Origin of the sequence: Burkholderia sp. MSMB1835 (genome assembly GCF_001526365.1) — a bacterium.
In the GTDB taxonomy this organism is placed as follows: Bacteria; Pseudomonadota; Gammaproteobacteria; order Burkholderiales; family Burkholderiaceae; genus Burkholderia.
Map to the genome: position 1 here is coordinate 354,839 of NZ_LOYP01000052.1, position 26,063 is coordinate 380,901.

The 26,063-nt window shown below is 67.3% G+C and carries 29 protein-coding genes and 1 riboswitch; of the genes, 17 read left to right on the forward strand and 12 right to left on the reverse strand.

Annotated features, from left to right (window positions below; genetic code table 11):
- Window positions 1-50: 50 nt before the first annotated feature.
- Window positions 51-1,247 (reverse strand): tyrosine-type recombinase/integrase, encoded by a 1,197-nt coding sequence (locus WS96_RS25605; RefSeq protein ID WP_059836344.1) that lies wholly within the window; start codon window positions 1,245-1,247, stop codon window positions 51-53.
- Window positions 1,248-1,542: 295 nt separating this feature from the next.
- Between WS96_RS25605 and WS96_RS25610 the strand changes: the two genes are divergently transcribed.
- On the forward strand, window positions 1,543-1,923 hold the full coding sequence (locus tag WS96_RS25610; RefSeq protein WP_059836345.1) for a DUF4377 domain-containing protein: 381 nt from the start codon (window positions 1,543-1,545) through the stop codon (window positions 1,921-1,923).
- A 9-nt stretch (window positions 1,924-1,932) separates the two neighbouring features.
- Here WS96_RS25610 and WS96_RS25615 read toward each other — a convergent pair whose 3' ends face one another.
- Window positions 1,933-3,318 carry a DHA2 family efflux MFS transporter permease subunit gene (locus tag WS96_RS25615; protein WP_059836347.1) on the reverse strand — a complete coding sequence of 462 codons (1,386 nt, stop codon included), beginning with the start codon at window positions 3,316-3,318 and terminating at the stop codon, window positions 1,933-1,935.
- On the opposite strand from WS96_RS25615, the gene WS96_RS34145 reads away from it, so the two are divergent.
- Complete coding sequence (locus WS96_RS34145; protein ID WP_179949976.1) at window positions 3,260-3,676, forward strand: hypothetical protein; 417 nt, start codon at window positions 3,260-3,262, stop codon at window positions 3,674-3,676. The two genes, WS96_RS25615 and WS96_RS34145, sit on opposite strands and share 59 nt — an antisense overlap.
- A gap of 473 nt (window positions 3,677-4,149) precedes the next feature.
- Window positions 4,150-4,827 carry a TonB-dependent receptor gene (locus WS96_RS25625; RefSeq protein ID WP_082720367.1) on the forward strand — a complete coding sequence of 226 codons (678 nt, stop codon included), beginning with the start codon at window positions 4,150-4,152 and terminating at the stop codon, window positions 4,825-4,827.
- A gap of 11 nt (window positions 4,828-4,838) precedes the next feature.
- Here the strand turns inward: WS96_RS25625 and WS96_RS25630 are convergent, their stop codons facing one another.
- Window positions 4,839-6,065, reverse strand: a complete 1,227-nt coding sequence (locus WS96_RS25630; RefSeq protein ID WP_059836351.1) for an acyltransferase family protein — start codon at window positions 6,063-6,065, stop codon at window positions 4,839-4,841.
- 485 nt (window positions 6,066-6,550) lie between these two features.
- Between WS96_RS25630 and WS96_RS25635 the strand changes: the two genes are divergently transcribed.
- From WS96_RS25635 to infA, 4 genes are all read left to right on the forward strand, one after another.
- Window positions 6,551-6,787 (forward strand): FitA-like ribbon-helix-helix domain-containing protein, encoded by a 237-nt coding sequence (locus WS96_RS25635; RefSeq protein WP_059836353.1) that lies wholly within the window; start codon window positions 6,551-6,553, stop codon window positions 6,785-6,787.
- Window positions 6,774-7,190 carry a type II toxin-antitoxin system VapC family toxin gene (locus WS96_RS25640; RefSeq protein WP_179949984.1) on the forward strand — a complete coding sequence of 139 codons (417 nt, stop codon included), beginning with the start codon at window positions 6,774-6,776 and terminating at the stop codon, window positions 7,188-7,190. The genes WS96_RS25635 and WS96_RS25640 overlap by 14 nt, the downstream gene beginning before the upstream one ends.
- 473 nt (window positions 7,191-7,663) lie before the next feature.
- Window positions 7,664-7,867, forward strand: coding sequence for a cold-shock protein (locus tag WS96_RS25645; protein ID WP_006483056.1), 204 nt, complete (start codon window positions 7,664-7,666; stop codon window positions 7,865-7,867).
- 468 nt (window positions 7,868-8,335) lie between these two features.
- Window positions 8,336-8,599, forward strand: coding sequence for a translation initiation factor IF-1 (infA, locus tag WS96_RS25650; protein ID WP_027780754.1), 264 nt, complete (start codon window positions 8,336-8,338; stop codon window positions 8,597-8,599).
- 502 nt (window positions 8,600-9,101) lie between these two features.
- On the opposite strand, the gene WS96_RS25655 is transcribed toward infA, so the two are convergent.
- Window positions 9,102-9,881 (reverse strand): SDR family NAD(P)-dependent oxidoreductase, encoded by a 780-nt coding sequence (locus WS96_RS25655; protein WP_059836357.1) that lies wholly within the window; start codon window positions 9,879-9,881, stop codon window positions 9,102-9,104.
- A 165-nt stretch (window positions 9,882-10,046) separates the two neighbouring features.
- Here WS96_RS25655 and WS96_RS25660 point away from each other — a divergent pair, with 165 nt between their 5' ends.
- From WS96_RS25660 to WS96_RS25670, 3 genes are all read left to right on the forward strand, one after another.
- Window positions 10,047-10,946, forward strand: coding sequence for an AraC family transcriptional regulator (locus tag WS96_RS25660; protein ID WP_059836359.1), 900 nt, complete (start codon window positions 10,047-10,049; stop codon window positions 10,944-10,946).
- A gap of 167 nt (window positions 10,947-11,113) precedes the next feature.
- Entirely contained in the window at window positions 11,114-12,379 is a 1,266-nt protein-coding gene (locus tag WS96_RS25665; protein WP_059836361.1) for an alkaline phosphatase family protein, read from the forward strand.
- Complete coding sequence (locus tag WS96_RS25670; RefSeq protein ID WP_059836363.1) at window positions 12,376-12,624, forward strand: hypothetical protein; 249 nt, start codon at window positions 12,376-12,378, stop codon at window positions 12,622-12,624. Before WS96_RS25665 ends, WS96_RS25670 begins: the two co-directional genes overlap by 4 nt.
- A 27-nt stretch (window positions 12,625-12,651) precedes the next feature.
- Here WS96_RS25670 and WS96_RS25675 read toward each other — a convergent pair whose 3' ends face one another.
- Complete coding sequence (locus tag WS96_RS25675; RefSeq protein WP_059836365.1) at window positions 12,652-14,031, reverse strand: MFS transporter; 1,380 nt, start codon at window positions 14,029-14,031, stop codon at window positions 12,652-12,654.
- 381 nt (window positions 14,032-14,412) lie between these two features.
- Window positions 14,413-14,820, reverse strand: a complete 408-nt coding sequence (locus WS96_RS25680; protein WP_059836367.1) for a hypothetical protein — start codon at window positions 14,818-14,820, stop codon at window positions 14,413-14,415.
- 136 nt (window positions 14,821-14,956) lie between these two features.
- Between WS96_RS25680 and WS96_RS34620 the strand changes: the two genes are divergently transcribed.
- The 6 genes from WS96_RS34620 to WS96_RS25715 all read left to right on the forward strand — a co-directional run bounded on the left by WS96_RS34620 (window position 14,957) and on the right by WS96_RS25715 (window position 19,248).
- The gene (locus WS96_RS34620; protein ID WP_034204763.1) at window positions 14,957-15,205 is read left to right on the forward strand and encodes a hypothetical protein; all 249 of its coding nucleotides are present in this window, start codon (window positions 14,957-14,959) and stop codon (window positions 15,203-15,205) included.
- Between the two features lie 220 nt (window positions 15,206-15,425).
- Window positions 15,426-15,725: a hypothetical protein gene (locus tag WS96_RS25690; RefSeq protein WP_059783422.1), complete on the forward strand. Its 300-nt coding sequence runs from the start codon at window positions 15,426-15,428 to the stop codon at window positions 15,723-15,725.
- Window positions 15,726-15,892: 167 nt separating this feature from the next.
- A complete protein-coding gene (locus tag WS96_RS25695) occupies window positions 15,893-16,537 on the forward strand; it encodes a DUF1326 domain-containing protein (RefSeq protein ID WP_059822333.1) in 645 nt (214 codons plus the stop codon).
- Complete coding sequence (locus tag WS96_RS25700) at window positions 16,534-17,325, forward strand: DUF2182 domain-containing protein (protein ID WP_059836369.1); 792 nt, start codon at window positions 16,534-16,536, stop codon at window positions 17,323-17,325. Before WS96_RS25695 ends, WS96_RS25700 begins: the two co-directional genes overlap by 4 nt.
- 60 nt (window positions 17,326-17,385) lie before the next feature.
- On the forward strand, window positions 17,386-17,733 hold the full coding sequence (locus WS96_RS25705) for a copper-binding protein (RefSeq protein ID WP_059836394.1): 348 nt from the start codon (window positions 17,386-17,388) through the stop codon (window positions 17,731-17,733).
- 261 nt (window positions 17,734-17,994) lie between these two features.
- The gene (locus WS96_RS25715) at window positions 17,995-19,248 is read left to right on the forward strand and encodes a collagen-like triple helix repeat-containing protein (protein WP_179949985.1); all 1,254 of its coding nucleotides are present in this window, start codon (window positions 17,995-17,997) and stop codon (window positions 19,246-19,248) included.
- A 111-nt stretch (window positions 19,249-19,359) separates the two neighbouring features.
- Here WS96_RS25715 and WS96_RS25720 read toward each other — a convergent pair whose 3' ends face one another.
- The gene (locus tag WS96_RS25720; protein WP_059836398.1) at window positions 19,360-19,821 is read right to left on the reverse strand and encodes an Lrp/AsnC family transcriptional regulator; all 462 of its coding nucleotides are present in this window, start codon (window positions 19,819-19,821) and stop codon (window positions 19,360-19,362) included.
- Between the two features lie 116 nt (window positions 19,822-19,937).
- Between WS96_RS25720 and WS96_RS25725 the strand changes: the two genes are divergently transcribed.
- The gene (locus tag WS96_RS25725) at window positions 19,938-20,570 is read left to right on the forward strand and encodes a LysE family translocator (protein WP_059836400.1); all 633 of its coding nucleotides are present in this window, start codon (window positions 19,938-19,940) and stop codon (window positions 20,568-20,570) included.
- Between the two features lie 144 nt (window positions 20,571-20,714).
- Here WS96_RS25725 and WS96_RS25730 read toward each other — a convergent pair whose 3' ends face one another.
- The 5 genes from WS96_RS25730 to WS96_RS25750 all read right to left on the reverse strand — a co-directional run bounded on the left by WS96_RS25730 (window position 20,715) and on the right by WS96_RS25750 (window position 25,796).
- Complete coding sequence (locus WS96_RS25730; protein WP_059836401.1) at window positions 20,715-22,643, reverse strand: TonB-dependent receptor domain-containing protein; 1,929 nt, start codon at window positions 22,641-22,643, stop codon at window positions 20,715-20,717.
- A 215-nt stretch (window positions 22,644-22,858) separates the two neighbouring features.
- Window positions 22,859-23,051, reverse strand: a riboswitch (cobalamin riboswitch).
- Between the two features lie 181 nt (window positions 23,052-23,232).
- The gene (locus WS96_RS25735; RefSeq protein ID WP_059836403.1) at window positions 23,233-23,481 is read right to left on the reverse strand and encodes a hypothetical protein; all 249 of its coding nucleotides are present in this window, start codon (window positions 23,479-23,481) and stop codon (window positions 23,233-23,235) included.
- 117 nt (window positions 23,482-23,598) lie between these two features.
- Window positions 23,599-24,573, reverse strand: a complete 975-nt coding sequence (locus tag WS96_RS25740; protein WP_059836405.1) for a threo-3-hydroxy-L-aspartate ammonia-lyase — start codon at window positions 24,571-24,573, stop codon at window positions 23,599-23,601.
- Between the two features lie 66 nt (window positions 24,574-24,639).
- Window positions 24,640-25,278 (reverse strand): helix-turn-helix transcriptional regulator, encoded by a 639-nt coding sequence (locus WS96_RS25745; RefSeq protein ID WP_059836407.1) that lies wholly within the window; start codon window positions 25,276-25,278, stop codon window positions 24,640-24,642.
- A complete protein-coding gene (locus WS96_RS25750; protein ID WP_059836409.1) occupies window positions 25,275-25,796 on the reverse strand; it encodes a YbaK/prolyl-tRNA synthetase associated domain-containing protein in 522 nt (173 codons plus the stop codon). Before WS96_RS25750 ends, WS96_RS25745 begins: the two co-directional genes overlap by 4 nt.
- Window positions 25,797-26,063 lie beyond the last annotated feature (267 nt).

A 26,063-nucleotide genomic window follows, 5' to 3' on the forward strand; every position in this document is an offset into this window, starting at 1 on the left:
AACGGCGGATCCGGCGGGGTCGACCTCGTCCGTCGAGCGGGGAACGCAGTCTAGTCCCACCCGATCCGGTGCTTCTCTTCCGTCTCGCGATGGCGCCAGTCGTCGTCCGCGTGAAGATACTGGCTCGTCGTCGTGAGCGACACATGGCCGAGGTTGTCGCGCACGAGCCGCAGGTCGACGCGGCCGTCGGCCATGTGCGAGCCCGCGCTGTGGCGCAGCCAGTGCGCGGACGCCTGTTCGAGCACGCGCGCCTGTTGTTCGCCGGCATCCCCTCGCGCACGCAGCCGGTCGGCCGCGTGCCGGAACACCTGCTTCACGATCCGGTGCAGCGCCGCGCGCGTGAGCGGCTTGCGCGTGCGGCCGACCGGCAGCACGAGCGGCGTCGGTTCGCCGTCGAGCGGCAGCGCGGGCAGGCCGTGCGCATGCCGGTAGCGCGTCAGCTCGGCCATCATCTCGTCGGTGGCCGGCACGAGCCGCTGCCGGCCGCCTTTGCCCGTCACGTCGAGCCACCAGCGCGCGTGCCCGTTCGCATCGCGCCGGCAGAAGAATTGCCCCATCGTCGTATCGGCCGCTTCGGTGATGCGCAGCCCGCCGAGATACAGCAGCGTGAACAGCCAGCGTGCGCGATCCGCATGGAAGCATGCGCGGGCATCGTCGCGCGGCATCGCGGCGATCGCGTCCTTCACCGATTGCCACAGCGGCTGCCCGAGATGACGCGTGACGCGCGGCGAGGGCCGGCGCTGCCGCTGTCGCGACAACGCGAGCGGATTGCCGGCCAGATAGCCGGCCTGCACGAGCCACGAGAACATCACGTTCAGGATCACCAGCGCCTGCCGCTGGCTGGCTGCCGACAGCGGCCCGTAAAACGGCCGCCAGCGCGGATCGTCGCGCGGATGCTTGCGGCCGCCGTTCGCGCACCACAGATCGGTCGGCGCGGGCGCGAGCAGGAATTGCCGGTAGACCGCGAGATCCTCGTGCGTGAGCGACGACAGCGGCTTGCCGCACGCGATCACGGCCCACAGCAGCAGGCGTTCGGCTTCCTTGCGGTAGTTCTGGAACGTGGTCGGCGTATCGACGAAGCGGGCGAGCCATGCGCGCACGGCGTCGAGGTCGTTGGTCGCGGCGATCTGCGGATGCGCGCTGCCCGAGCGGTTGGTGCCCGTGCGGCCGTCGAGCGCGGCCGGCACGGCCAATGTATCGATCGGCAGCGGGCGCAGCACGGTGTCGGACGGAACGGATGAGGTCATGCGAAGGGAACGCGCCGTGCGAACCGCGCGGGCTTGGCCTGGTGGACGAACCCGGCGCGCCAAGGCGTATCGGAAAGCGTCGATGGTACACGATCGCCGCACGGTGAAGCCGCCGTCGACGGCGATCGCGTGGCCGGCGATGAAGCGCGCGGCGGAGCCGGACACCGTAACGTATCGGCTCGCGCGCGACATCCGATGAATGAGCGTGCTCGAACGCGTTCCGTAAGGTGTTCGTGAACCTTCTCGCCGGGCGGCTCGTCTAATTGGCCCTTCAACGCTCCCGGAGGCATATCCGATGATTCGCAAGATCCCCACGCTGCTTGGCGCGGCCGTCCTTGCCGGCAGCACGCTCCTCGCAGGATGCCAGACCGATGCGGCGGCCACCGCGTCGAACGCCGCCCGCCCGGCCGACGGCGAGCCCGTGGCCAAGACCGTCTACGTCGCGCCGCAGTCCGCGCGCTGCACGGGCGTCGCGCCGATGGAGTGCCTGCAGGTGCGCAGCAGCCCGAGCGAGCCGTGGAGCCTGTGGTACGCGGGGATCGAAGGGTTTGCGTACCAGCCCGGCTACCTGTACACGCTCGAAGTCGACGAATACCGCGTCGCGCGGCCGCCGGCCGACGGCTCGTCGATCCGCTGGGTGCTCAAGCGCGTCGTCGAGCGCCGCCCGGTGAACTGACGGCCGCGATCACGCGGAAGGGCGCGCCGCCGCACGGGCCGGCGCGGCCGTATCGATCCGCCGGAACACGACGGACGACAGCAGGGTCACCGCGCCCATGCACGCGAACGACAGCATGAACCCGTGCGCGGTCGAGCCCCGATAGGCGGCGAACAGATTGACGAGCCCGCCGCCGATCGACACGCCCAGCCCCATCGCGAGCATCTGCATCATCGTAAACAGGCTGTTGCCGCTGCCGGCGTCGGCGTGCGACAGCCCCTTGAGCGTCACGCCGTTCATTGCCGCGAACTGCATCGAATTCGCCGCGCCGAACACGATCAGCAGTACGCCTTCCAGCACCGGCGCGGGCCGCGCCGACACCAGCGCGAACCCCGCGATCGCGCAGCCGACGATCCCCGTATTCACGACCAGAAACGCCGCATAGCCGAAGCGCTTCACGAGCGGCGCGATCCACCGCTTCGCGATGACGCCCGCGATCGCGGCCGGCAGCATCATCAGCCCGGATTGCAGCGGCGTATAGCCGAGCTGCACCTGCATCAGCAGCGGCAGCATGAACGGTACCGAACTCGTGCCGATCCGGCACAGCAGGTTGCCGAGCAGCCCCGACCCGAAGTTCGGCTCGCGGAACAACCCGAGCCTGAACAGCGGCTGCGCGCGTCGCCGCGCGTGGGGCAGGTACGCCAGCGCGCTCGCCAGGCCGAGCCCGGCGAGCGCGGCCGACCACGCGGCGCGGTGCGTGGACATCGGCGGGTCGATCGCGAGCGACAGCGCGATCATCGCGGCCGACAGCAGCGCACAGCCGACGAAGTCGAACGGCGGCGGCTGCGTCGCCTGGTCGTGCGGCAGGTAGCGCTGAACCGCGACGAAGCCGATCACGCCGACCGGCACGTTGACGATGAACACCCAGTGCCACGAAATCGCCTGCGTGAGCCAGCCGCCGAGCGTCGGCCCGACGATCGGGCCGAGCTGGCCGGCGATCGACACGAACGCGATCGCCGCGACGTACTGTTCGCCCGGCACGCGGCGCAGCACGGCGAGCCGCCCGATCGGCAGCAGCATCGAGCCGCCGATGCCCTGCACGGCGCGCGCGACGACGAGCTGGCCGAGCGTGTGCGACGCCGCGCAGCCGATCGACGCGAGCACGAACACGAGGATCGCGACCGAGAACACGCGGCGCGTGCCGAACCGGTCGGCGAGCCAGCCTGAGGCCGGCGTGAGCATCGCCATCGTCAGCGTGTAGACGACCACGACGGGCTGCATCGCGAGCGGCGACGCGTGCAGGCTTTGTGCGATCGAGGGCAGGGCGGTGTTGACGATCGTCGTATCGAGCGACTGCATGAAGAAGGCAGCGGCGACGATCCAGAGCAACACGGAATGTGTGGGTTCCCGGGACATGGCGAAATCGGTGGTACGAGGGGCGGGCGCCGGTGCAGGGTCGTGCGGCGCCCGCTCGATGGTACCGATTCCGCCGGTCGTCGGGAAGCAATCTCGCGAATCGCATCAGGGACACGATCCGGCTTTCCGCTTCGGCATCCGTTCGACGACGTCGAACGACATGAACCGAGCGGCGCGCGCGTCACGTCGCGCATGGCCGGACAAGATGCGTGCGCACGCATCGGTATTCACCCTGCCTCGTCACGCAGGATCGTGTACCGGCGACGCTTGCGCCCGGCACGAAGCTGCATTTTTGCAACGCATTTTCAATGCGTCGTTCCGTACGCGATCGCTCGCAACGACGACGCGCGTGCGCTGACGGCCGTCCGGCTTCGCTCCGCGAGCATCGCGTCGCCGATGCGCGGTCGACGCGCAAGGCCGCGCATCGCGTGTTTCGGCGTCGCTCGCCGAATACGGATACGTTCATGAAACATTTCCTCTCGATTGCGACTCGCGCCACGACCCGTTCCGACGGATGGCGCTTTTCCCGCTTCGGTCGGCGCCGCATGGCACGGCCTTTGCGGTTCACCCGATGCCGCCGACGCAGACGAATTTCGCCAGAACGATCCGCGCATCGGCGGCATGTAACGACATCGAAACAAACGGGGAACCGGATCGGGTCGCGCGCGTCGTGTGCCACGGCGCCTGCGCGGCGCGTGTCGTATCGGTCACGCGCACCGCGCAACGCGTCCCCGATCCGTCGAACAGCAAGCGTGCTTGCAAGGTGTCGTGCCGGGGTTCGCATCGCGCATCGCGACGAAGGTCGCGTGTGGGTCGCGTCGCGCCCGGCACATGTCGGGGGAGGCGCCCGTGAAAACGACGGTGAATCAATGGGCAGCGGTCGCGGCGATGTTCGTCGCGAGCGCGCACGCGCAGGAAATCTACCTGCAGGGCGGCACGCAGGGCGTCGGCATCGGCGCGGCCGTGAGCTTCAATTCGATGCTGGGCGCGCACGCGGATTTCAACGCGATCAATCTGACGCATGACTTCACGGTGGCTGGCAACCGCTATCAGGACGACCTGAAGCTGCGCCAGGGCGGCCTGTATGCCGATATCTTTCCGTGGCGAGGCAGCGGCTTTCGCGCGACGCTCGGGTTGCGCTTCAACGACGACGAGCTTCACGGCACGTCCGTACCGACCAACGGAACCTACGTATTCGGCGGCAAGCGTTATCCGGCGCTTCCGGGCATGTACGCGGTCGCGCAAGCGCGTTATCCGACCGTGATGCCGTATGTCGGAATCGGCTACGGGCATCGGCCGGCGTCGAAAGGGCTCGGGTTCGTTGCCGATGTCGGCGTCGCGTACGGGATACCGAAATGTTCGTACACGCTGTCGCCGGCACTGGCCGCGGCGGCCGGACCAGCGAAGAGCCAGGTGCTGATCGCGAGCGGGCTCGACTCGCTGCGGCAGATGATGTCGCGCTATCGGTGGTATCCGGTCCTGCAGATCGGCATCTCGTACCGTTTCTGAGCGCGCACGGGTCACGGCGTGACCGGTTGACGCTCGCGAGCGGGCTCCGCCGCGCGGCGTGCCGGACGGGCGTCGGGGCGCTTGGCGATGAACGGATGCTCGACGTAGCGGTAAGTCAGCAGCGCACAGAAGACGGCAACCAGCGCGCACGCCAGCGCGAGCGCCCAGATGCCCGAATCGTCGACCGAATTGATCGGGAAAACGAAGTTGTTGAACGCGTGAACGATCATGTACACGATCACCATGTGGATCATGTAGATGCTGAAACTGGCGGTGCCGAGCAGCGCGAGCGGCCGGGTCTTGAGCACGCCGTAGAACGTGTTTCCGCTGGCGATGCAGAGAAACACCGGAAGCAGCGGCAGTGCGCCCTCGATCGAATACCGTTCGGCGGGAGACGGAGACATCGCGAGAATCAGCAGCGCGACCGTCGCCGCCGGTTTCGTGGCGAGCCGCGCACGAACCGCGGGGTGCCGCGACACCTCGTAGGCCACCGCGCCGAACGCGAACAGCAGCGCCATGCCGCCGGGCGGCCCGAACAGCGCCGCGCAGGCCGTGACGATCGCGAGCGCAAGCAGCTTGCGCCACGCACGCGTGGCGACGAACCACGCCAGAAACGGAACGGCCACGTAGAACCGCCATTCGTAGGCGAGGGTCCACCAGACGCCGCTCAGATACGGGGTGCGCTGCGCCCCGTTGATCGGGAACGCGCCGAACCAGCCGAGCGAAACGGTCTTGAGCAGGTCCGCCAGCAACTGCGCAGGTGCGCCGACGGCATGGCGGGGAAACCAGTAAAGCGTGCAGACGACGATGACGGCCGCGTAAAACAGATAGAGCGGCGCGAGGCGTCGCACGCGTCCGACGAAGAAGGTCCGCACGTCGAGCGTGCCTCTGCATGCGCGTTCCCAGAACAGCAGCCCGGTGACCATGAAGAACATCGCGACGGGAATCGTCCCGAGATTGCGCAGGAAGTCGGTGCCGGCACCCCAGACGCCGGTCGACAGCAATGCCTGGTTGCACGCGAAATGATGGAAGACCACGGACGTGGCCAGCAGGCCGCGAAACCCGTCGAGATTGCGATAGCGCATCGACAGCGACTTGTCGACGGCCGATCGGTAGAACGGCACGTGTCGAGCAACCAGCCACGCGATGATCGCCACGGCCGCCACGCATGCCGGGAAGTAGAGTTTGTCGGGTGTCGGGGAGAACAGGGTTTCCAGAGAGGGCGTAACGAAGTCCACTGAAGAGCGTCTCGTGTCTTGGATCGGGATTTCAGGCACGGATGGTCCGCGTCGATGCAAGGTCTTCTGCGCGCTTCGCACGGCGTTCGATCGCCGGTCTTGTGATCCGATGGTACCAAACGATGGCGACGGTCGCGGCCGGTTGTGCAACACGATGTTTCAGCGCGAATCGAGGCGACGCCCGGATTCGTGACGCATGTCGCCGACGGTGCCGGCATCGCAAATCCCGTTCCTCGCCGGCCAGGCGTCGCGATCGATGGCGCGCGACTGGCCATCCGGCCGGCTTCCGCATCGTCCCGCGCGGGCTTACCTTGAGCGACAGCAGTTCGATGCGTCGGACCGGCGGTGGAGATGGACGAAATGCTTGTCGTCGGCTGCCGCGGGTCCGCGCCGACTCGGGGCCGTCCGGCCATGAGGGTGATAGCAATGCTTGCAATTTACCGTCATGGCGCTATCATTGATAGCAATTCTGGACGGAGGGACTCATGGCAAATCTTCTGGTGCGTAACGTGGATGACACTATCGTTCAAAGCCTGCGCGAGCAGGCCGCGGCCAATGGCAGGAGCGCCGAGGCCGAACATCGAGCCATTCTGGCCGACGCGCTCGGCCGGCCGAAGCGGCGGACTTTCGCCCAAGTGCTGATGAGCATGCCGGCGGTCGGCGAAGACGCGGATTTTCAACGTGTTCAGGATTCAGGCGAGGTCCGGCGTGTTTTTGATTGATACGAACGTCATCAGCGAAATCAGGAAGGGCAAGCGCACCAACCGCGGCGTGCGGGCATTCTTCAGGCAGGCCGAAGCCGACGCGAGCCCGCTTTACCTGTCGGTCGTGACGGTGGCCGAGTTGCGGCGCGGCGTCGATCTGATCCGTCATCGCGGCGATCACAGCCAGGCGTCGGCGCTCGAGGCCTGGATCGCGATGATCCTGTCCGGCTATGCGCCGAACATCCTGCCGGTCGATATCGAGATCAGTCAGATGTGGGGACATTTGCGCGTGCCCGATCCCGCGCACGAACTCGACAAGCTGATCGCAGCCACCGCGCTGATCAACGATCTGACGGTCGTCACGCGCAACGTCGACGATTTCGCCCGCACCGGCGTCCGGTTGCTGAATCCGTTCGACTAGCGTCGCGGCGGCCGCCCGCCGTCGTGCGAAGTCGGGCGGCTGCCGGCTACCAGGCTAGCGCAGGACGCCTCGCTCCCGTGGCCGGCTCGACACCGCCGCCACATATCGCACGCCGGGCACCGAATCCTCCGCCGGCGCGCTTTCGCGGCGCAACTCGGCCTTTTGGCGTCCGGGCTCCCGTCCCGACAGACGATGTCACGCGATGTCACGCGATGTCACTCGATGTCACTCGATGTCACACGCTCGACCGGTCGGCCTCGTTGACGGCGCCTGAAGGTCCGCGCTTGTGCGCCGCATCAAAATAACTTGACGAGGCGGCCGTTACCGCGTAGTGTCCGAGACCGAAGTCGTCAAGAAGTCCGATTGCTCATCATTGGCCGCACACCGTGCGGCAGTCGTTGGTCTCTCCCTCTTTGATTCTTTCTGTGCCCGTCGCGGGCGCATGTTCAATTATTTGTATTAAGGAAGTATTTGTGGATACCGGTACCGTCAAGTGGTTCAACGAAACCAAGGGCTTTGGTTTCATTTCCCCGGACAACGGCGGCGACGATCTGTTCGCCCATTTCTCGGAAATTCGCGGCACGGGTTTCAAGACCCTGGCCGAAGGCCAGAAGGTCAGCTTCGAAGTGAAGCGCGGCCCGAAGGGTCTGCAAGCGTCGAACATCACGCCGCAGTAAGCCGCATCGGCAGCGGTCGCCAAGCGGCGGCCGCTGCCGGATGGAGTATCGCGCGGGGCGCCGCATGACGGCGGCCTGTGCGTTCCGATGCGCACGACCGATGCATCGCGACATTCACGATGCATCGGTCGTGACGCCTCCCTCATCGCATGCGTGACCCGCGTGCGACGCAACGCCCTCGCGAAGCGCCTGGCGCTTCGCCAGCGCATCACCGCTTCAACGCATCAACCCGAGCAGGCCGCCGCCATGCCCCGTAGCCGGCGCGGTCCCGACTTGCGCGGCGCGCATTGCGCCGCCGCCACCGACCGCCCGAACGCCGCAACGCGCCGGGCTCCGATCGCAAGACAGGCCAGTGGCCCGTCTGAACGAACCGATCCCGGCTGCCTGCCGGCCGCCGTCCCGTTTGCGGGAGCCGGCGCCGGGCAGTCGCCGCGGCCGCGGTCAATCACCTTGTCTGGAGGAATTGGTTTGGCAAAAGAAGAACTGCTGGAACTGGACGGAATCGTCGACGAAGTGCTGCCGGACAGCAAATACCGTGTCACGCTGGAAAACGGCGTCGTGGTCGGCGCGTACGCGTCGGGCCGCATGCGCAAGAACCACATCCGCATTCTCGCGGGCGATCGCGTGACGCTGGAACTGTCGATGTACGACCTCACCAAGGGCCGCATCAACTTCCGGCACAAGGACGCGAACTCGCCGCGTCCGCCGCGAAGCGGCCAGCCGCGCCGCTGAGCGGCCACGACCGGTGCGCATCCGCGCGCACCGGCCGACACCTGTTCGGCCGCATGGCCGGACGAACCGGATGAACGGCGCACGGCGTGCCGTTCGCCGATTGCCGGCGGCGCCGTTGCGCCGCGTTGGCTTCTTCTACGTCTCCCGCCTTTATCGGCGCCGCGCGTGTTCCACGCTCAGGCGGCCGCGTCCCGCAGGAAATCCTCGATCACCATCGCGAAATACGGCGGACATTCGTGCATCGGGTAATGCCCGCAATTCGGCATCGTCCCGAGCCGCGCGTCCGCATGTCATGCAAAAAACGCCGCCTGCATCGCCGCTGCGTCGAACCTCGGGTCCTTGTCGCCGACGATCACCAGTTAGCGTGTGTCGAGCCCGCGCACGTCATCGATGAAGTCGTTTCGGTCGTGGAACCAAAACGGAACGCCCTCCCGGCGGACCGGCAGGGCGTCTTGATTGAACGTGCGCCGATCGCATCGGGCCGATCGACGAAAGTCACTGCTCAGAGCGCTATCCCGCCCGACACCTCGATGCGCTGCGCATTGACCCAGCGGTTGTCGTCCGACAGCAGCGACGCGATCATCGGCCCGATGTCGTCCGGCTCGCCCACGCGGCCGAGCGCCGTCCATTCCGCGATCTGTCGATTCACGTCGGGATTGTCGCGCACCATCCCGCCGCTGAAATCGGTCGCCACCGCGCCCGGCGCGACGACGTTCACCGCGATGCGGCGCGGGCCCAGCTCCTTGGCCAGATAGCGCGTCAGCACCTCGACCGCGCCCTTCATCGATCCGTACGCTGCGCTGCCGGGCACCGAGACGCGCGTGAGGCCGGACGACACGTTCACGATGCGGCCGCCGTCGCGGATCAGCGGCAGCAGCGTCTGCGTGAGAAAGAACACGCCCTTGAAGTGCACACGATAGAGCGCGTCGAGGTCGGCCTCGGTCGTCTCGGCGATCGGCGCGTGATGCGATGTGCCCGCATTGTTGACGAGGAAATCGAAGCGCTCGGCGCCCCAGCCTGAAAGGGCGTCGCGAAGCTGTTCGGCGAAGCGGTCGAACGTGGCGATGTCGCCCGTATCGAGCGGCAGCGCGAGCGCCGGTTGTCCGGCTTGCGCGGTCAGCGCGGCGACGCGATCGGCTTCCGCGCGATTCGAGCGATACGTGAAGATCGAACGCACGCCGCGCCGCGCGAGATGAAGCACGGTGTTGCGCCCGAGCCCGCGGCTGCCGCCGGTGACGACGGCGATCTTCGGGACGGACGCTGCCGGGTGTGCTGTTGTCATGCTGTGCTCCTGGCCAAGTAGGTGACGAACAGCGGCAAGCGTACGGCGGCCGGCGCATCCGCTGAATGCCGGAACCGGCCGCGTTCTTGCCCGATCCTGCCCCGCGCGCCGGCGCGCCCGGTGTCGCGGGTACCATCGGGAGATCGGGGTACGGAGGATTGCATCATGTCGGATGAACTGCTCGAGCGCGTCGCACACCTGACCGGCGGCCAACGCGACGAAAGCCCGGTCGCGACGGCGATCGACGGGCTGATCCTGCTGCGTTCGAACCGCGAGCGGCTGTCCGCGCCGCGAATCATGAAACCGGCGCTGTGCGTCGTCGTGCAGGGGGCGAAGTGGACGACGTTCGGCGGGCGGCGCTACGACTACGGGCCCGGCCGTGCGCTGGTCGTCAGCGTCGAGATGCCGGCGACGAGCCGCATCGTGAAGGCCAGCGATGCCGAACCGTTTCTCGGCCTCGTGCTCGAATTCGATCTGGCGATGATGCGCGACGTGCTCGAACGGCTCGATACACCGCCGCTGCAGGCGGCCGGCCCGGTCGGACACGGCGTCTGCGTGACCGATTTCGGCGGGCCGCTCGCCGATTGCGTGCTGCGGCTGGTGCGGCTGCTCGATACGCCGGAGGCGATTCCGATCGTCGCGCCGCTCGTGAAGCGCGAGATCTGCTACTGGCTGCTCGCCGGGCCGCACGGTGGTGAAGTGTCGCGCGTCGTGTTCGCGAATAGTCACGCCCAGCGCGTCGTCGCGGCGATCCATGCGCTGCGCGGCCAGTTCGCCGAGACGATCCGCGTCGACGAACTCGCCGCCGTCGCGCAAATGAGTCCGTCCGCGTTTCACCGGCAATTCAAGGCGCTGACGTCGATGACGCCGCTGCAGTACCAGAAGCAGTTGCGTCTGCTCGAAGCGCGACACCTGATGGTGACGGGCGCGGCGAACGCGGAAACGGCCGCGTATCGCGTCGGCTACGAAAGCGCGTCGCAATTCAGCCGCGAATATGCACGGATGTTCGGCGCGCCGCCGCGGCGCGACGTCGTGACGTTGAAAACCGCCCCGGCCGACGACTGAACGCACGCGCGGCGACGCCGTTCGCATGCGGCTTTACGCGCGGGCCGGCGCGGTCGTACACTCGTCGGCAATGCGCGGCCCGCGCGTGGCTTTCAATCCCTTCAGTGCTTTCGGCGGGCCAACGGCCGTGCCGGCCGGACCTTCGTCGCGCGACGCCAGGAGGCGCCATGAGTGCAGACGCAGCCCCCGAATCTTCTTCCGCTCCCGCCGTCCCGTCGGTTCAGGATCGCGTCCGGCACGTGTTCGTGCTGATGCTCGAGAACCGTTCCTTCGATCATCTGTTCGCGCTGTCGGGCATCGCCGACATCGTCGCCGCGTCGCCGGGCAACAGCAATGCGTACGGCGGCACCGTCTATCCGTTCGGCGGCGGCGCGCCCGACCGGATGCCGACCGATCCGTGCCACGAATTCACCGACGTGCTCGAACAGCTCTGCGGCGCGGGCGTGCCGTTCGTGAAAGGGCAGCCGTATCCGCCGGTCGGCAATTCGGGGTTCGTGTCGAACTATGCGACGTCGCATGCCGAGGGCGCGCCGCCGCAACTGGCCGATGCGGGCAAGATCATGCTGGGCGTCGATGCCGCGACGCAGGCGCCGTCGTTGTACGCACTCGCGAATGCGTTCGTGCTGTGCGACGCGTGGCATGCATCGATGCCGGGGCCGACCTGGCCGAACCGCTTCTTCCTGCATGGCGCATCGTCGGCCGGGCTCGACCATTCGCCGACCAAGGAAGAAATGGCCGGATGGAATACGTTCGACGGCTTCCACTATCCGAACGGTTCGATCTTCGGCGCGCTCGGCGACGACAACTGGCGCATCTACCAGGACCAGACGGGCGATCCGCTCGGTCACGTGCCGCAGGTCGCGTCGCTGAAGGGCATCAGCTTCTTCGACGTCGACGATCTCGCGCATTTCGAAGCCGATCTCGCGGCCGGCTACACCGCGCGCTACACGTTCATCGAACCCGGCTACGGGGACATCGTGCACGGCACCTACCGGAACGGCAGCTCGCAGCACCCGATGGACGGGCTGGCCGGCGGCGACCAGCTCGCCGCGCGCGTGTACAACGCGATTCGCAACGCGCCAGTGTGGAACAGCAGCCTGTTCGTGATCGTCTACGACGAGCACGGCGGCTTCTACGATTCGGTCAAGCCAGGCGCTGCGCCGCCGCCGAACGATGGCGCGCCCGCGACGCTGAACGCGAGCGGCTTCGGCTTCGACGTGTACGGCGTGCGCGTGCCGGCGATCGTGATTTCGCCGTGGGTCGCGGCCGGACACGTCGATCACACGCCGTACGACCACGCGTCGGTGGCCGCGACGCTCGAGCGGCTGTTCGGCCTCGCGCCGCTGACCGATCGCGATCGTCTCGCCAACGACCTGCTCGGGCTCGTGACGACGACGTGCCGGACGGATTGTCCGCAAAGGATCGGAGCATGAGTCCCGCCCCGACGCCGGACGCGCGCGACGCGCTGCCCGTGCGCGACGGCACGAGCCTGATCGCCTATCTGCATATCCTGAGGAAAGCGCATGCGGCACTGGTCGGTCAGGACAAGGCTCACCAGCGTTTCAGCGAGATCGTCACGCGCGGGCAGGCGCGGCAATACATGGAGGAACTGATGCCGGCGCTGCTGCAAAAGCGCGCCGAGCATCGGGCGCGCAAGCGTGGCGGGAAGCATCGTTGAGCGCCGGGCGAGCACGCCGGTGGCGCGTCATGCCGCCCGTTGCACGCTGACGGCCGATACCGCCGCGCCCGTCAGTTGAACCACCGCGCCGGCGAACATCGCCACGCGCAGGCCGGCCGCGCCGCCGTGCACGGCGGCGAACGCCGTGCCGAGCACCGCGATCCCGAGTGTCGCGCCGGTCATCCGTGCGACGTTGACGAGCGCGCTCGCGGTGCCCGAGCGCGCGGCGTCGACCGCGCCCACCGCGACGGTCATCAGCGGGCCCGTCGCGACGCCCATCCCGAGCCCCGTCAATGCGAGCCCGATCTCGGCGCCGAGCAGGCTCGGCGAACCGGCCGACGCGCCGATCACAGCGAGTCCGCTCGCGATCACCGCGACGCCGCCGGCTGTCGTCGCCCGCGTGCCGATGTGCTCCGACAATCTCCCCGAGCACGGCGATACGGCGACGAACACCAGTGCCATCGGCAGCAATGCGAGGCCCGCGCCGGTCGAATCGAGGCGGCCGGTGCTCTGCCACGTCAGCGGCAGCAGGAACAGCACGCCGTACATCCCGAACGTCATGCCGGTGGTGGCGGCGATCGCGCCGCGAAACGCAGGGATCCGGAAAATGTCGAGCGGCACCAGCGCGGATTCGCCGTGGCGGCGCTCGATCGCCACGAACGCGACGAACGACGCCACCGCGATGCAGCCCGCGATCGCACATGCGACCGGCGCCTCGCGGAACACGATCGCCGCATACGCGAGCGCGCCGAGTGCGAGTGCGCCCATGACCTGCGCCGCGCCGTCGAAATGCCGGCCGTGCGGATCGGACGACTCGGGCACGGCCGGGATCGCGAGCAGCATCGCGGCGATGCTCAGCGGCACGACGACGAAAAAGATGCTGCGCCAGCCGAAGTGCCGGATCAGCACGCCGCCGAGCGTCGGCCCGATCGCCATCGCCACGCCGTTGCACGCGGCCCAGATACCGAGCGCGCGGCCGCGTTCGACCGGGTCGCGCCACACGACCCGCACGATCGCCAGCGACGCCGGCAGCAACAACGCCGCGCCGACGCCGGCCAGCGCGCGGGCGGCGATCAGCACCGACACCGACGGCGCAAGCGCGCACAGCAGCGACGCGATGGTGAAGACGGCCGTGCCGGCCATGAAGACGCGGCGGCGACCGTAGAGGTCGGCGAGCAGCCCGCCGGTCAGCAGCAGTACCGCGTACGCGAGGTTGTAGCTGTCGACGACCCATTGCAAGGCGCCGACACCGGCATGGAAATAGGCGCCGATCGCGCGCGTGGCGAGGTTGACGACGGCCGTGTCGACCTGGGCGACCAGTACGGCGATGCACAGCGTGAGCAGGGTCACGCCGCGGCGTTTGACGGTGCGTTCGGCCAGTGCGGCCGGTCCTTCGGTAGGGGCCAAGGGCGGTGCTCCTCGGGTGTCGGTCGATCGAGCTTAGACGTTCCCCGCTGACAGCGTGGTGTCAGCAGCCGAGAAACATCCAGCGCGCAAGCGGCATGCCCGTGCGTCACATGACGAAGTGGTGTGCGCCCGGTTTTCGTCGGCATCGGCATGGGTGATGGACGGCGCGACGATCGGGCGCAACGACGATCGTCGCGCCCCGCGGGATTCGCGAAGGCCGGCTACGACGTGCTGCTTGCGAGCATGTCGGCACGGTCGTGAGGCAACGGAGCGACGCGGAGGCGAACGGCACGCGGATTCATTGGCAACCGGCGGCGGATTACCTGAAGGCCATCCGGTCGATCGCCGGTTGGGCGAGGAGCGCTTTGAGCTGCCCACGATTCATGCGGTGCCGCGCTTGATCGCTCGAAATCCTTCCGCCGTCGACACGAAGCCAGAAAATCCGAACGCGGACAACGCGTGTCGCAGGCGCGCGGAAAGCGGCGTGCCGTAAACGACCAGAATCGCATGGCCGTCGAGATGCATCGCGTCGCCGTGATGGTCGTCCACCGCATCCAGTATTCCGGCGCACCAGCTGTCGCGGTCGTCGCCATGACGCAGGAACAGGGTCACGCCGCTTTCGGCGGCCCGGTCCGACTCCGCCCGGCGCGTATTCCAGATCTGCCTGATCACGGGATCGTTCGTGTCGCTCGTCACGACCCACGTATGCCGCGCGTGCGCGGCGATGTCGTGAATTCGCTCGCCGCTGTCGGGATCGACGATCAGTGCAATCGTGTTCTGTGTGGTCATGGTGGTTCGCATTGCTGGCGCGCGTTCGATAGGCATTTCTGCATGCCGGTCAATCGGGTCGATACCAGGGCGATTGCGTCGCGCATCGCCATTGACTTAAGATCGGTCGGGAGATCATCCCAAGCCTTCAGCGCCAATGAAAAAGAGCATACGCCTGCGGGTCGCCGTCATCGCGTCGGCCGTTGCCGTGTACAGCATCTACATGCATATCCAGCAGTTGATCAGCGGATGCATGTGGGTCAGGGGCCATCAGCGCTGCAGTTTCGAAAACAGTACGAATTTCCAGGGCCTGATGGATCTGGACCTGATGATCACCTGTTGCTGGGTTGCCGCGGCGGTGGTCGGGTGGATTTCCGTTGCGCAGGGCACGAAGAAACCGGGCTAGCAACGTCATGGTCGTGCTGCCCGATTGAACAGGCACGAAATACAACTCGCCCGGGTCGAACCCGTCAATCGGTGACAACGCGTATTCGCCGAAGCATGGAGACGGTGCGCTCGCAGCATTCAAGTCCGAAACGAACGCCTGATTTCGTCGCCGGCGGACGAGATCATGCCGATCTCCGTAGACAGGCGTCGCATCGCGCGCCGCGCGAGAGGAGGTTCCCGTGCAATTTCCAACAGGATCGGTGGTCGCGCTCAGCTCGGCCGCGGCGACGATGTTCTCGATCGGCATGCTGTTTCTCGGCTACTGGGGATTGCACGAAGCATCGCCGTGGCGGTTCGGCGACTACGTCGTGATCGTGCTCGCGCTAGCCGGTTTCGCATGCCTCGCCAGCGTGCCGTTTCTCGCGACGTCGCCGATGAAAACGCCCGACGACGAGTCGCGAATGTTCGTCGCGCGCCGCGTGTTTCTGTGCGGCGCGGGCGCGGTGTGGTGTGCGATCGTCGTGTCGCTGTTCGTGTGAGAGCGGGGTGACGGGACGGTTAGCGGAACAACCGCGCGAATCCATCCCGAAACGTCTTACGTGAGGCCGGCACCCACGTTTTTCACGCTGCCGTTACCGCTTTGCTTTCCCCGATGGCGTGCACTAGATTCGAAGCGTTCGTCCGTTTCAGAGCGCGAGGTGGAGCCATGACGCCGTGGGAGATTCAGGGCACCGAAATGATCAGTTGCAATTGCTCATACGGTTGCCCTTGCCAGTTCAATGCGCTGCCGACCAACGGCAACTGCGAAGCGATGGGGGCGATTTCGATCGACAGCGGCCACTACGGCGACGTGGTGCTCGACGGCGTCAGGATCGCGGTGGTATTCCAGTGGCCGGGCGCCGTTCACGAAGGCAAGGGCAAGTGCCAGCCGATCGTCGACGAGCGCGCGAGTCCGGCGCAGCGCGACGCCGTGTTGAAAATCATGACCGGTCAGGATACCGATCCATTCGCGACGATGTTCTCGGTGTATGCGTCGACGCTCGAGCACGCGTTCGATCCGATCTTCACGAAGATCGATTTCGACGTCGATGTCGATGCACGGCGCGGCCGGATTCACGTGGACGGTGTGTTCGACGTCTCCGGCGAACCCATCCGCAATCCGGTGACCGGTGCCGAGCATCGCGTGCGGATCGACCTGCCGCACGGTTTCGAATACGAGCTGGCCGAGGTCGGTTCGGGCATGGGGCGCTCGCAGGGCAACATCGCGCTGAATCTCGACGGAACGTATGCGCAATTCGCGCGACTGCATCTGAACAACCACGGGCTGATCCGGCATCGCGCCGCGGCATGACTCCGTTCGACGCCTGGCTCGCGCGCGAGCGCGCCGTCATGCTGCTCGGCATGGCCGCGCTCGTCGGCCTGTGCTGGTTCTACCTGTGGACGGGCGCGGGAACCGGCATGTCGGCGCGGGAGATGACGACCGTCGCGCTGTTTCCGCATCGGCTGGCGGACGGCATGGGCAGCATGGATCCGTCTCTGCCGACGGCAATCGCGATGTGGTGGGTGATGATGATCGCGATGATGACGCCAGGCGCCGCGCCGCTCGTGCTGCTGTACCGGCGCGTGCTGCTGCAGCACGGCAACGGGGCGGCGGGATCGGCGTTCACGTCGGTGGCGCTGCTGGCCGGCTATCTGACGACATGGCTCGCGTTCTCGATCGGTGCGGCGTTGCTTCAGGCGCTGCTGCAGCCGGCCGGGCTGATCTCCGCGATGATGCTGTGGTCGAAGAGCGCGCGCCTTTCCGCCATCGTGCTGGCGCTGGCCGGGCTTTATCAATTCTCGCCGCTGAAACGCGCGTGTCTGCGGCAATGCCGCGCGCCGGCGGCGTTCCTGATTGCGCACTGGCGTCCCGGCGTCGCCGGCAGCTTTCTACTGGGCGCTCGGCACGGCATGGTTTGCGTGGGCTGCTGCTGGTTGTTGATGGCGCTACTGTTCGTCGGCGGCGTGATGAACGTCGTGTGGATCGTCGCGTTGTCGCTGTTCGTGTTCGTGGAAAAGGTCCTGCCCGGCGGCGATCGTATCGGCCGCGTGCTCGGCGTCGTGCTGATCGTCTGGGCCGGTGTGACGTTGATCGTGTGACGTGTCGCACCGGCTGGGAGCAGAAACGGAAACGCGCCGAGGCTCGACGGGAGACGCTCGATGAAAACCTGCTTTCATGCTGTCGCGATGTTGTGCGCGATGGCGGTCGTTGCAATGCCGGCACTCGCAGGCGGCGACATGTCGGGCATGAATTCAGGCGACGCGAGCATGTCGGCGCAGGATGCGAAGCTGACGGATGCCGAAGTCAGGGAAATCGATGCCGGGCGCAGACTCGTGACGCTGAAGCACGGCGCACTCGACAACATCGGAATGCCGCCGATGACGATGGCGTTCAAGGCCGGCGACGCGGCGATGATCCCGTCTCTGCATGTGGGCGACAAGGTCCGGGTTCGGGTGGAAAACGTCAAAGGCACACTGACGATCGTGAAGCTGGTGAAGCGGCCGTGACGACGATGCGACGCGTGTACCGGGCGCCGTCGGATTTTCTCTTCTCGTGCTACGTAACGCAGGGGCGGTGTTACGTCAGCATCATCGGACTGACTGCATGGGCCGAGCCGGGCGGCACGATTCGCACCCGATGCGCGCTGCCCCGTAGCGCGGCCTGGACGGCCGGTGAAAGGCGATTGTGAAATTGTGAAGGAGGCCGATGGAAATGGCACGGTAGATGCTTGATGAAATGTTTGCGCTGAATAGTGGACGGGGGCTTCCATGCGAAATCATTTCATCACGGCGAACGTTGCGCTCGCCGCTATGGCTGCGGCGTGTACGCTCGCGGCGTGCGGCGGAAGTGACATTACGGCACCGACGCTGGCTGGCAACAACATCGGGACGAGCACGAGCGGGACGAGCGGTAGTAGTGGCTCAAGCGGCAGCAGTGGCACGAGCAGCAGTGGCACGAGCAGTAGTGGCACGAGCAGCAGTGGCACGAGCAGCAGCGGCACGAGCAGCAGCGGTACAAGCAGCAGCGGTACAAGCAGCAGTGGCACAAGCAGCAGTGGCACAAGCAGCAGTGGCACAAGCAGCAGTGGCGCAAGCAGCAGTGGCACAAGCAGCAGCGGTACAAGCAGCAGCGGTACAAGCGGCTGGGGCACGAGCGGCGCGCCGGGTACGAACGGCATCGTCAGTTCCATCGGCGGGATCGTGATGGACGCGGGCGCGACGCTCGGTAGCGCGAGCGTGCCCGGTCTCAGCAAGGGCGTCACCGTCGGGCCGGCCGATACGGTCACCGGCGTCGGCACGATCATCCGCGATACGTCGAACGCCGTGAGCGGCGGTCTCGGCCAGATCGGCATCGTACCGAACCCCGTCGGCACGACGGTCGGCGGCCTCGGCACGGTCGTCGCCGCGACCGGCAACCCGGTCAGCGGCATCAGCGAAACCGTCAAGGCGCTCGGCTCCGGCCCGCTGTCGCCGCTGACGCCGATCACGACGCCGGTCAGCGGGCTGCTCGACACGGTGGCGAGCGGTTTGCGCACGGGCGGCGCGGCGCTCGGCGCGTCGCTGTCGTCGGCCCCGGTCCAGCAGGCGACGCAGGCGATCAGCACCGCGATCACGCCGCTCGTGACGACGGCGGGCCACCTCACGCAGCAGGTCGGCACCGCAACCGGCCTCGGGCAGCCGGTCGCGGGCCTGCTCGGCCAGGTCGGCGGGGCGATCACGTCGACCGGATGGAAGGTGACCGCCGCGTCGCCGCAGCCGATCGTCGGTGGCGTCGGCGACCTCGTCCGTGCGGTCGGCAACACGGTAACCAATGTGGGCGGCCTCGTGAACCCGGCCGGTGCGAATGGCGCGGTGCCGATCTCCGGGCTGGTGACGAGCGTGGTCGGCGGCATCCCGGCCACCGTGCACGACGGCGTCGCGACCGGTACGGGGAGCAGCTCGCCGCTGGGCGGCCTCGCCAATCCGCTCGCGCCGGTGACGTCGCTGGTGGGCGGCTTGCTCGGCGGCGCGGTCGGCAAATAGCCGGCGCGTACCGATCGTCATGCGGGAACCGGCCGCACGAGCGGGGACGGCCGCCATCGATCGTCGCCGGTCCCGGCCGGAACCGTCCGACGATCGCGAAACCGCGACTCGCTACCTGCGGTCGTCGCCGGGCTTCGCAGCCGGGCGCGCCATCCCGCGCGCCGGCAGCGGCGTCGACATCACGATCGACGTGCGCGTTTCGCCGTACAGGTTGATGCGTTCGATCAGTCGTTCGAGATGGGCCATGCTGACGGCGACGAACCGCATCACGTACGAATCCGCGCCCGTCACGTGATGGCATTCGACGACTTCGGGAATCGTCTCCAGCAGCTTGAGAAACTTCGCTTTCGCCGGTTGCGGCACCGTGATGCCGATCAGCGCGCTCACCGGATAGCCGGCCGCGGACGGATTGATCCGCGCGGTGTAGCCCTCGACCACACCGGCCGCTTCAAGACGCTTCACACGCTCCGTCGCCGCCGGCACCGACAGGTGAACCTGGCGCGCGAGCTCCGTATAGCTGATGCGCCCGTTGTCCTGCAACAGCGCCAGTATCTTCCAGTCGAGATCGTCCATCGCAGCGGGAATTTTTAAGGTAGAGCCGCCATTTTTCCTTAAAAAATGCATTCAGCGGGGCGCGGACTTTCCCTACGATGCCTGTTCGATCCACGCGATGTTGCAAGGGGCAGGCGATGCTGTTCATCAAATCCGTCGTGATGGGGCTGTCGATCGCGGTGCCGGTCGGCCCGATCGGCATGCTGTGCATTCAGCGCAGCCTGAGCCGTGGCTTTCGGGCGGGCTTCGCGACGGGCATCGGCGCCGCGTGCGCCGATGCGATTTACGGCCTGCTCGGCGCGCTGGGCGTCGCAGGCATCGTCACAGCGTTCCCGATGTTGACCGTCGGCCTGAAAATCGGCGGCGGCGCGTTTCTCGTGTGGCTCGCGTGGACCATCGCGCGCCAGGCGCCGGCCGCGCAGGCGGGGCAACGCGAGTTGCCGCGCACGACCGTCCTGCGCGATTTCCTGACGACGTTCGGTCTCACGCTGTCGAACCCGATGACGATCGTGTCGTTCGTCGGGATCTTCGCGGCGCTCGGCCCGCTGCCGGGTGCGCGGGAAGGCGCGATGGGGGCGACCGTCGCGCGGATGGTCGCCGGCGTGTTCGTCGGCTCGGCCATGTGGTGGCTGTGCCTGAGCAGCGCGACCGCCGCGCTGCGCGCGAAGCTGTCGTTCGCATTCATGCACGGGCTGTCGTGCGTGTCGGCGGCCGTCGTCGCGGTATTCGGCGCGATCCAGCTGGCCGCCGGCGTGCGCGGGCTGATCTAGCCGCGCGAGGCTGCGCGGGCCGACCGGATCGCCGGATCCGATCCCGCGATCCGGGCCGATGCCGATGTCGTCCTCATGCGCTTTTGCCGCGATGTCAATTTTCCGCGCGTGCCGGTGCGGCGCGTTGCGCCGATGCGCCGAGCGTCAGAACGTGTAGCTGACCTTCCCGAACGCGGTGCGCCCGAGCGTGTTGTAGCCGTATGCGGTCATGTACTGCCGGTCGAACAGGTTCGACAGCGACGCCGACACCGTCAGGTGCGAATCGATCCGGTACGACGCGCGCAGGCTCACCGTCAGGTACGACGCCAGATACTGCCGGTTGGCCGGATCGTCGAACGTCGAGCCGCCATACAGCAGCGACGCGCCCGTGCTCAACGCGTGCAGCTTCAGTTCGTCCCACGTGTGATCGACGTTCAGGCTGACCGTCTGGCGCGGCCGGCGGCTGAGCCAGGTCCGGTTGGTCTCGTCCTGCGGATTCAGGATGCCGACGGCCACGCTCACCGGCGTCGAGCGGCCGAGCGTCCCCTTGTACGACAGGTCGATGCCGCGAATGTGCGAGCGGCCGATGTTCATCGGCGAGAACGTCGCCGGGTTGTACGCGATCAGGTTGTTGACGCGCGTGTCGTAGATCGCCGCGGTGAAGGTGCCGTACGCGGTGTTCGCGTCGAGCGCGGCTTCGACCGACGTGCTGCGCTCCGGGCTGAGGGCCGGGTTGCCGTAGCCGGGGTAGTACAGGTCGTTGAACGTCGGCAGACGGAACGCATTGCCGTACGATACGCGCGCCGTATAGACCGGCGTGATCGCCCACGACAGCGCGGCGTTGCCGGTGTTCACGGCTTGCCCGGCGATGATCTCGTGACGGCCGGCGACGAACATCGTCACGCTGCCGAGCGTCGCCGACTGGTGCAGCGAAAACGCGGAGTCGTTGCGCGTCGGCACGCCGCCGGGAATGTCGACCGGCAGGAACGCCTGTTCGCGCGTGAAGTCGTAGGCGAGCTTCGATTCGCCCGACAGCGGCAGGCCGAACAGGTGAAACCCGTGCTCCTGATGGGTCAGCGACGTCGACGTGCTGATCCGCTGCGAGTTGATCTGGTCCGTCGCGAGAGCCGGGTTGTCCGCATGGATGAACTGGCGATCGTTCGCATAACCGAACGACTGGTCGAACTGCGTATCGGGCGTGATGTCGAGATGGAACGCAACGCCGGTCGTCAACTGATGGTCCAGCTCGCGATTCGCGTAGCCGCTGTTGTCGTAGGACAGATCGGAGCGGTGATACAGCGCGAACGTCGAGATCGACCAGTTGTCGCGCGCATAGCCGAGCCGCGCATCGAGATCCTGCGCGTGATACGGATTGCGGCCGTTTTCGTGGCCGTAGAAGAACGGCCGCGTCGCGTCGATGCCGGCCGTGTTGTAGTCGTGCAGCCCGAGCGAATAGGTGAGCCCGCCGAGCGCGGCGAGCGGCCCCGTCGACGGCACCGTGCCCGACGTGCGGAACTGCGTGTCGAACGTCTTGTTCGAGCCGCCGCCGAACGACACGGTGGTCTGATTCGGCTGGTTGGCGGCGCGGCGCGTGAACAACTGCACGACGCCGCCCATCGCGTTGTTGCCGAACGATGCGGCGGCCGGGCCGGAGATCACTTCGACGCGCTCGAACGCTTCGGTCGGCAGGTCGGCCCACGGCGCGATGCCGGTGGTCGGCGAGCCGATCCGGATGCCATCGATGAACACGGCGACCTGGCTCGCCGACGCGCCGCGAATGCTGACCGACGCGGACGAGCCGGGCCCGCCGTTCTGCGCGACGGTCACGCCAGGCAGCGTCGCGAGCGCCTGCGTGATGCTCGGGTCGCTCGGCGACAGCCGGTCGAGATCCTCGCGCGTGAGCACCTGCGTCGACGCATAGCGCCGGTCGAACGATTCGGGCAGGTGCCGCGTATCGGTCACGCTGATCGTCGGCAGGTCCGTGCCGTCGGCGGGCGCGGCGGGCCGTGCAGCCGCCGTGTCGCCCGCCGCATGGGCGAGCGGGGACAACAGCGCGGTGGCGACGGACGTGGCGAGCAGGTGACGAATGTTCATGAGGCGGCGGGGCAAAGCGTGAAGCGGGTACGGCGATCGCGAGCAGAGCGCGGACAGGGGGCGCATGCCGACGGCGTGTCGGTGCGACGCTTCCGGCCGGGAAGCGGATTCGGGAACGATGGACATCTGACGGATCCTGAGGTCGGGTCGTCCATGCAACGGGCGGCCGCCAACGGCGGTGCTTGCACATCGGGACACCCCGCCCGGTGCGGCTGCTGGACCTCGGGTCGATGGCAGGTCTCCTGGCTCGCGGGTCGCCATCCGTGCAGGCCTTCCCGGTTTCCCAGTGGCACGCGGTGGCACGGATTCGCCGCTCACAGTTGCGGGGGCAGCCGCAGATTCGAGGCGTTGCCTCGCCTGCGTTCCCTTTTGATCCCATCCCTGGGAACCATCAGCGCGCAAGGGTAATGGCGTGCATGCAGGCACGTCAATCGTTCGTCTGCGCGCGGATGCGAAAAAACGTCATCGATCGGCGTCGGCTTTCCGGATCCTTTCGTTCGACGTGCCCGGACCGCGTTTCAGGTCTGAAGAAACGGCCGGGTTCGACCGCATGTCGTCGCGCCGAATGCCGGCGGCCGGGCGCGTGTCGTTACATATGCGTGCCGGCGTGCGCGCGGCCGCCCGGATCGCCGCCACGGTCGGGCGGCGTATTGTTCTGATCGATCTTCGCGAGCACGAAGCCGGCGGGCGGCAATGCGGCGGGCGAACGGTGCATCGCGTGCCCGACTGCGGGGTGAGGCGAGGCGGCGGAAAAACCGGATGACGTCACGCCCGGTTGAGCGAACGCCGACAGGGAAGCGGCCGCCAGGGCGGCGGCGACGAACGCGTGCGTATTCATGAACACTCCTGCATGACTGACTTCGGGACGACGTAATCAGTCTAGGGAGCGAAACTTAACGCGACGTGAAGGCCGGGCCGCGCGCGCATGACAAGATCGTCATGCGCGCGCAGACGGTCAGGCCGGTGCCGACACCAGCGCGCAGAAGTTCTCGAGATCGACGTTGCCGCCGCTGATCACCACGCCGACGCGCTTGCCTTGCAGCGCGTCCTTCATCCGCCGCACGGCGGCGAACGACAGGCAGCCGGTCGGCTCGACGACGATCTTCATACGGGTGGCGAAGAAGCGCATGCAGTCGACGAGTTCCGCGTCCGTCGCGGTCAGGATGTCGTCGACGTCGCGGCGCAGGATCGGGAACGTCAGGTTGCCGAGATGCTGCGTCTGCGCGCCGTCGGCGATCGTACGCGGCGTGTCGATGTGCACGATCGCGCCGGACCGGAACGATTGCTGGGCGTCGTTGCCGGCTTCGGGCTCGACGCCGTACAGCTTCGCATGCGGCGACAGCGCACGCGTGGCGAGCGCGGTGCCCGACAGCAGTCCGCCGCCGCCGAGCGGCGTGAACACCGCGTCGAGCGGGCCGACTTCGTCGAACAGTTCCTTGGCCGCGGTGCCCTGGCCGGCGATCACGTCCGGGTGATCGTAGGGCGGCACCAGCGTGAGCCCGTGCCTCTCCGCGAGCGTGCGCCCGATCTGCTCGCGATCCTCGGTGTAGCGGTCGTAGGTCACGACGTTGCCGCCGTAGCCGCGCGTCGCGGCCATTTTCGCGGCCGGTGCGTCCTGCGGCATCACGATCGTCGCGGGAATGCCGAGGATGCGCGCGGACAGCGCGATCGCCTGCGCATGGTTGCCCGACGAGAACGCGACGACGCCGTGGCGCCGCTGTTCCGCGTCGAAGCGCGACAGCGCGTTGAACGCGCCGCGGAACTTGAACGCGCCCATGCGCTGCAGGTTCTCGCACTTGAAGAACACCTGCGCGCCGAGCGCGTCGTCGACCGTGCGCGACGTCATCACCGGCGTGCGGTGTGCGTGGCCTTCGAGCCGGGCCGCGGCGGCGGCGACGTCGTCGTACGTGGGAAGAATCGGAGAGTTCATGGTCGCTCGAGGGTCGAAAAGATCAGTCAACGGGAAACTCGAAATGGGAAAGCCGGACGCGGCGCGTCACTTCGCGTCGTTGTAGACGGTGGCGCGCGACACGCCGAGATGCTGCGACACGATCTCCATCGCGCGGCGCACCTCGAGGAAGCCGTCGGCCTTCAGCGTCTGCATCAGCACGCGGCGCTGGTCGGTCTTCAACTCGCGCGGCGTCGTCGCGAGGCGCGTCGCGAATGCGTCGATGCGCTGCCGGATCGCGTCGGCGCTGGCCGGGTCGAGCGTTTCGACGACGGCTTCGCCGTCCGTGCGGCAGAACTGGTTGAGCATGCCCTGGAAGCCGCGGAACAGCGTGACGTCGGCATTCAGGCACAGCGCGGCCACGTAGCGCCCGGTCGAATCCTTGATGCCGATCGACGTGCTTTTCGCGGTGCGGCCGTCGGCGAAGCGGTTCGGGTAATTCGCGAGCACCTGCGGGAAGTCGTCGTCGGCGATGCGGGCGAGGCCGAGTTCGGTCGCGGGATCGCCGACCGCGCGTCCGGACAGGTTGTTGTGGATCGCGAGGATCGCATGCTCGGGCGTGCGCAGGTCGTGCACGACGACCTCGGTGAACGGCGCGAACATCTCGCCGAGCCCTTCGGCAATGCGCTGCACCTGCTCGATCAGCGATGCCTGCTCCGACGACAGCGGCTTGCGGTTCGTGCTCATGCGTGGTCCTCGGAGGCGGATGCGTCCGTCGTTTCCGGCCGCGTGATGTCGGCCAGCAGCGGGCGCGCGATCCGGACGTAGTCGGCCGCGTCGAGCACCACCGAGCGGTCGAGGCGGCCCGCGTTGAACGCGATCTCGGCGTTGCGCTCGACCAGCGCCGGATCGACGACGAGCGTCACGTTCGGATCGAACGCGAATGGCGGCACGGCGCCCATCACGCAGCGCGTGACGGCGGCCGCGACGTCGGGCGACGCGAGCGTCGCCTTGCGCCGGCCCAGCGCATCGGCGACCTTGCGGAAGTCGATCTTCAGGTGGCCGGGAATCACCGCGAGCGCGGCGGTGCCGCCGCCATCCTTGAACGTGCAGAGCATCGCCTTCGCGCCCTGTTCGGGGCGTGTGCCGCGCAGCGCGGCGATCGCATCGGATTTGCCTTCCGCCGGATGCTCGAGCACGCAGAAACGCGCGCCGGACGTATTCAGCAGTTCGCAAAGGGTATCGAAAACGGGAGAGTCGTTCATGTCGCTCCGGGACGCAGGCCGACGCGCTGACGCACGCGCGCATCAAATAATCGTCCAAGTATAGACGTTTTGTCATGGCTGTGACAAAGCCTGACGGTCGTCGCTGTTCCGGCTTGGTCGGAGCGTGCCGGTTCTTCAGCAACCGAAAGGGCATTTCATATCGCGGGAAGCGCGCCGGATTCCTGCCGCCGCGTTTTACCGCCGCTTGAAACCGTGTTTTGCATCGCAAAAACGCTCGGCTATCTCATTGAAAAACAACGAAAATTT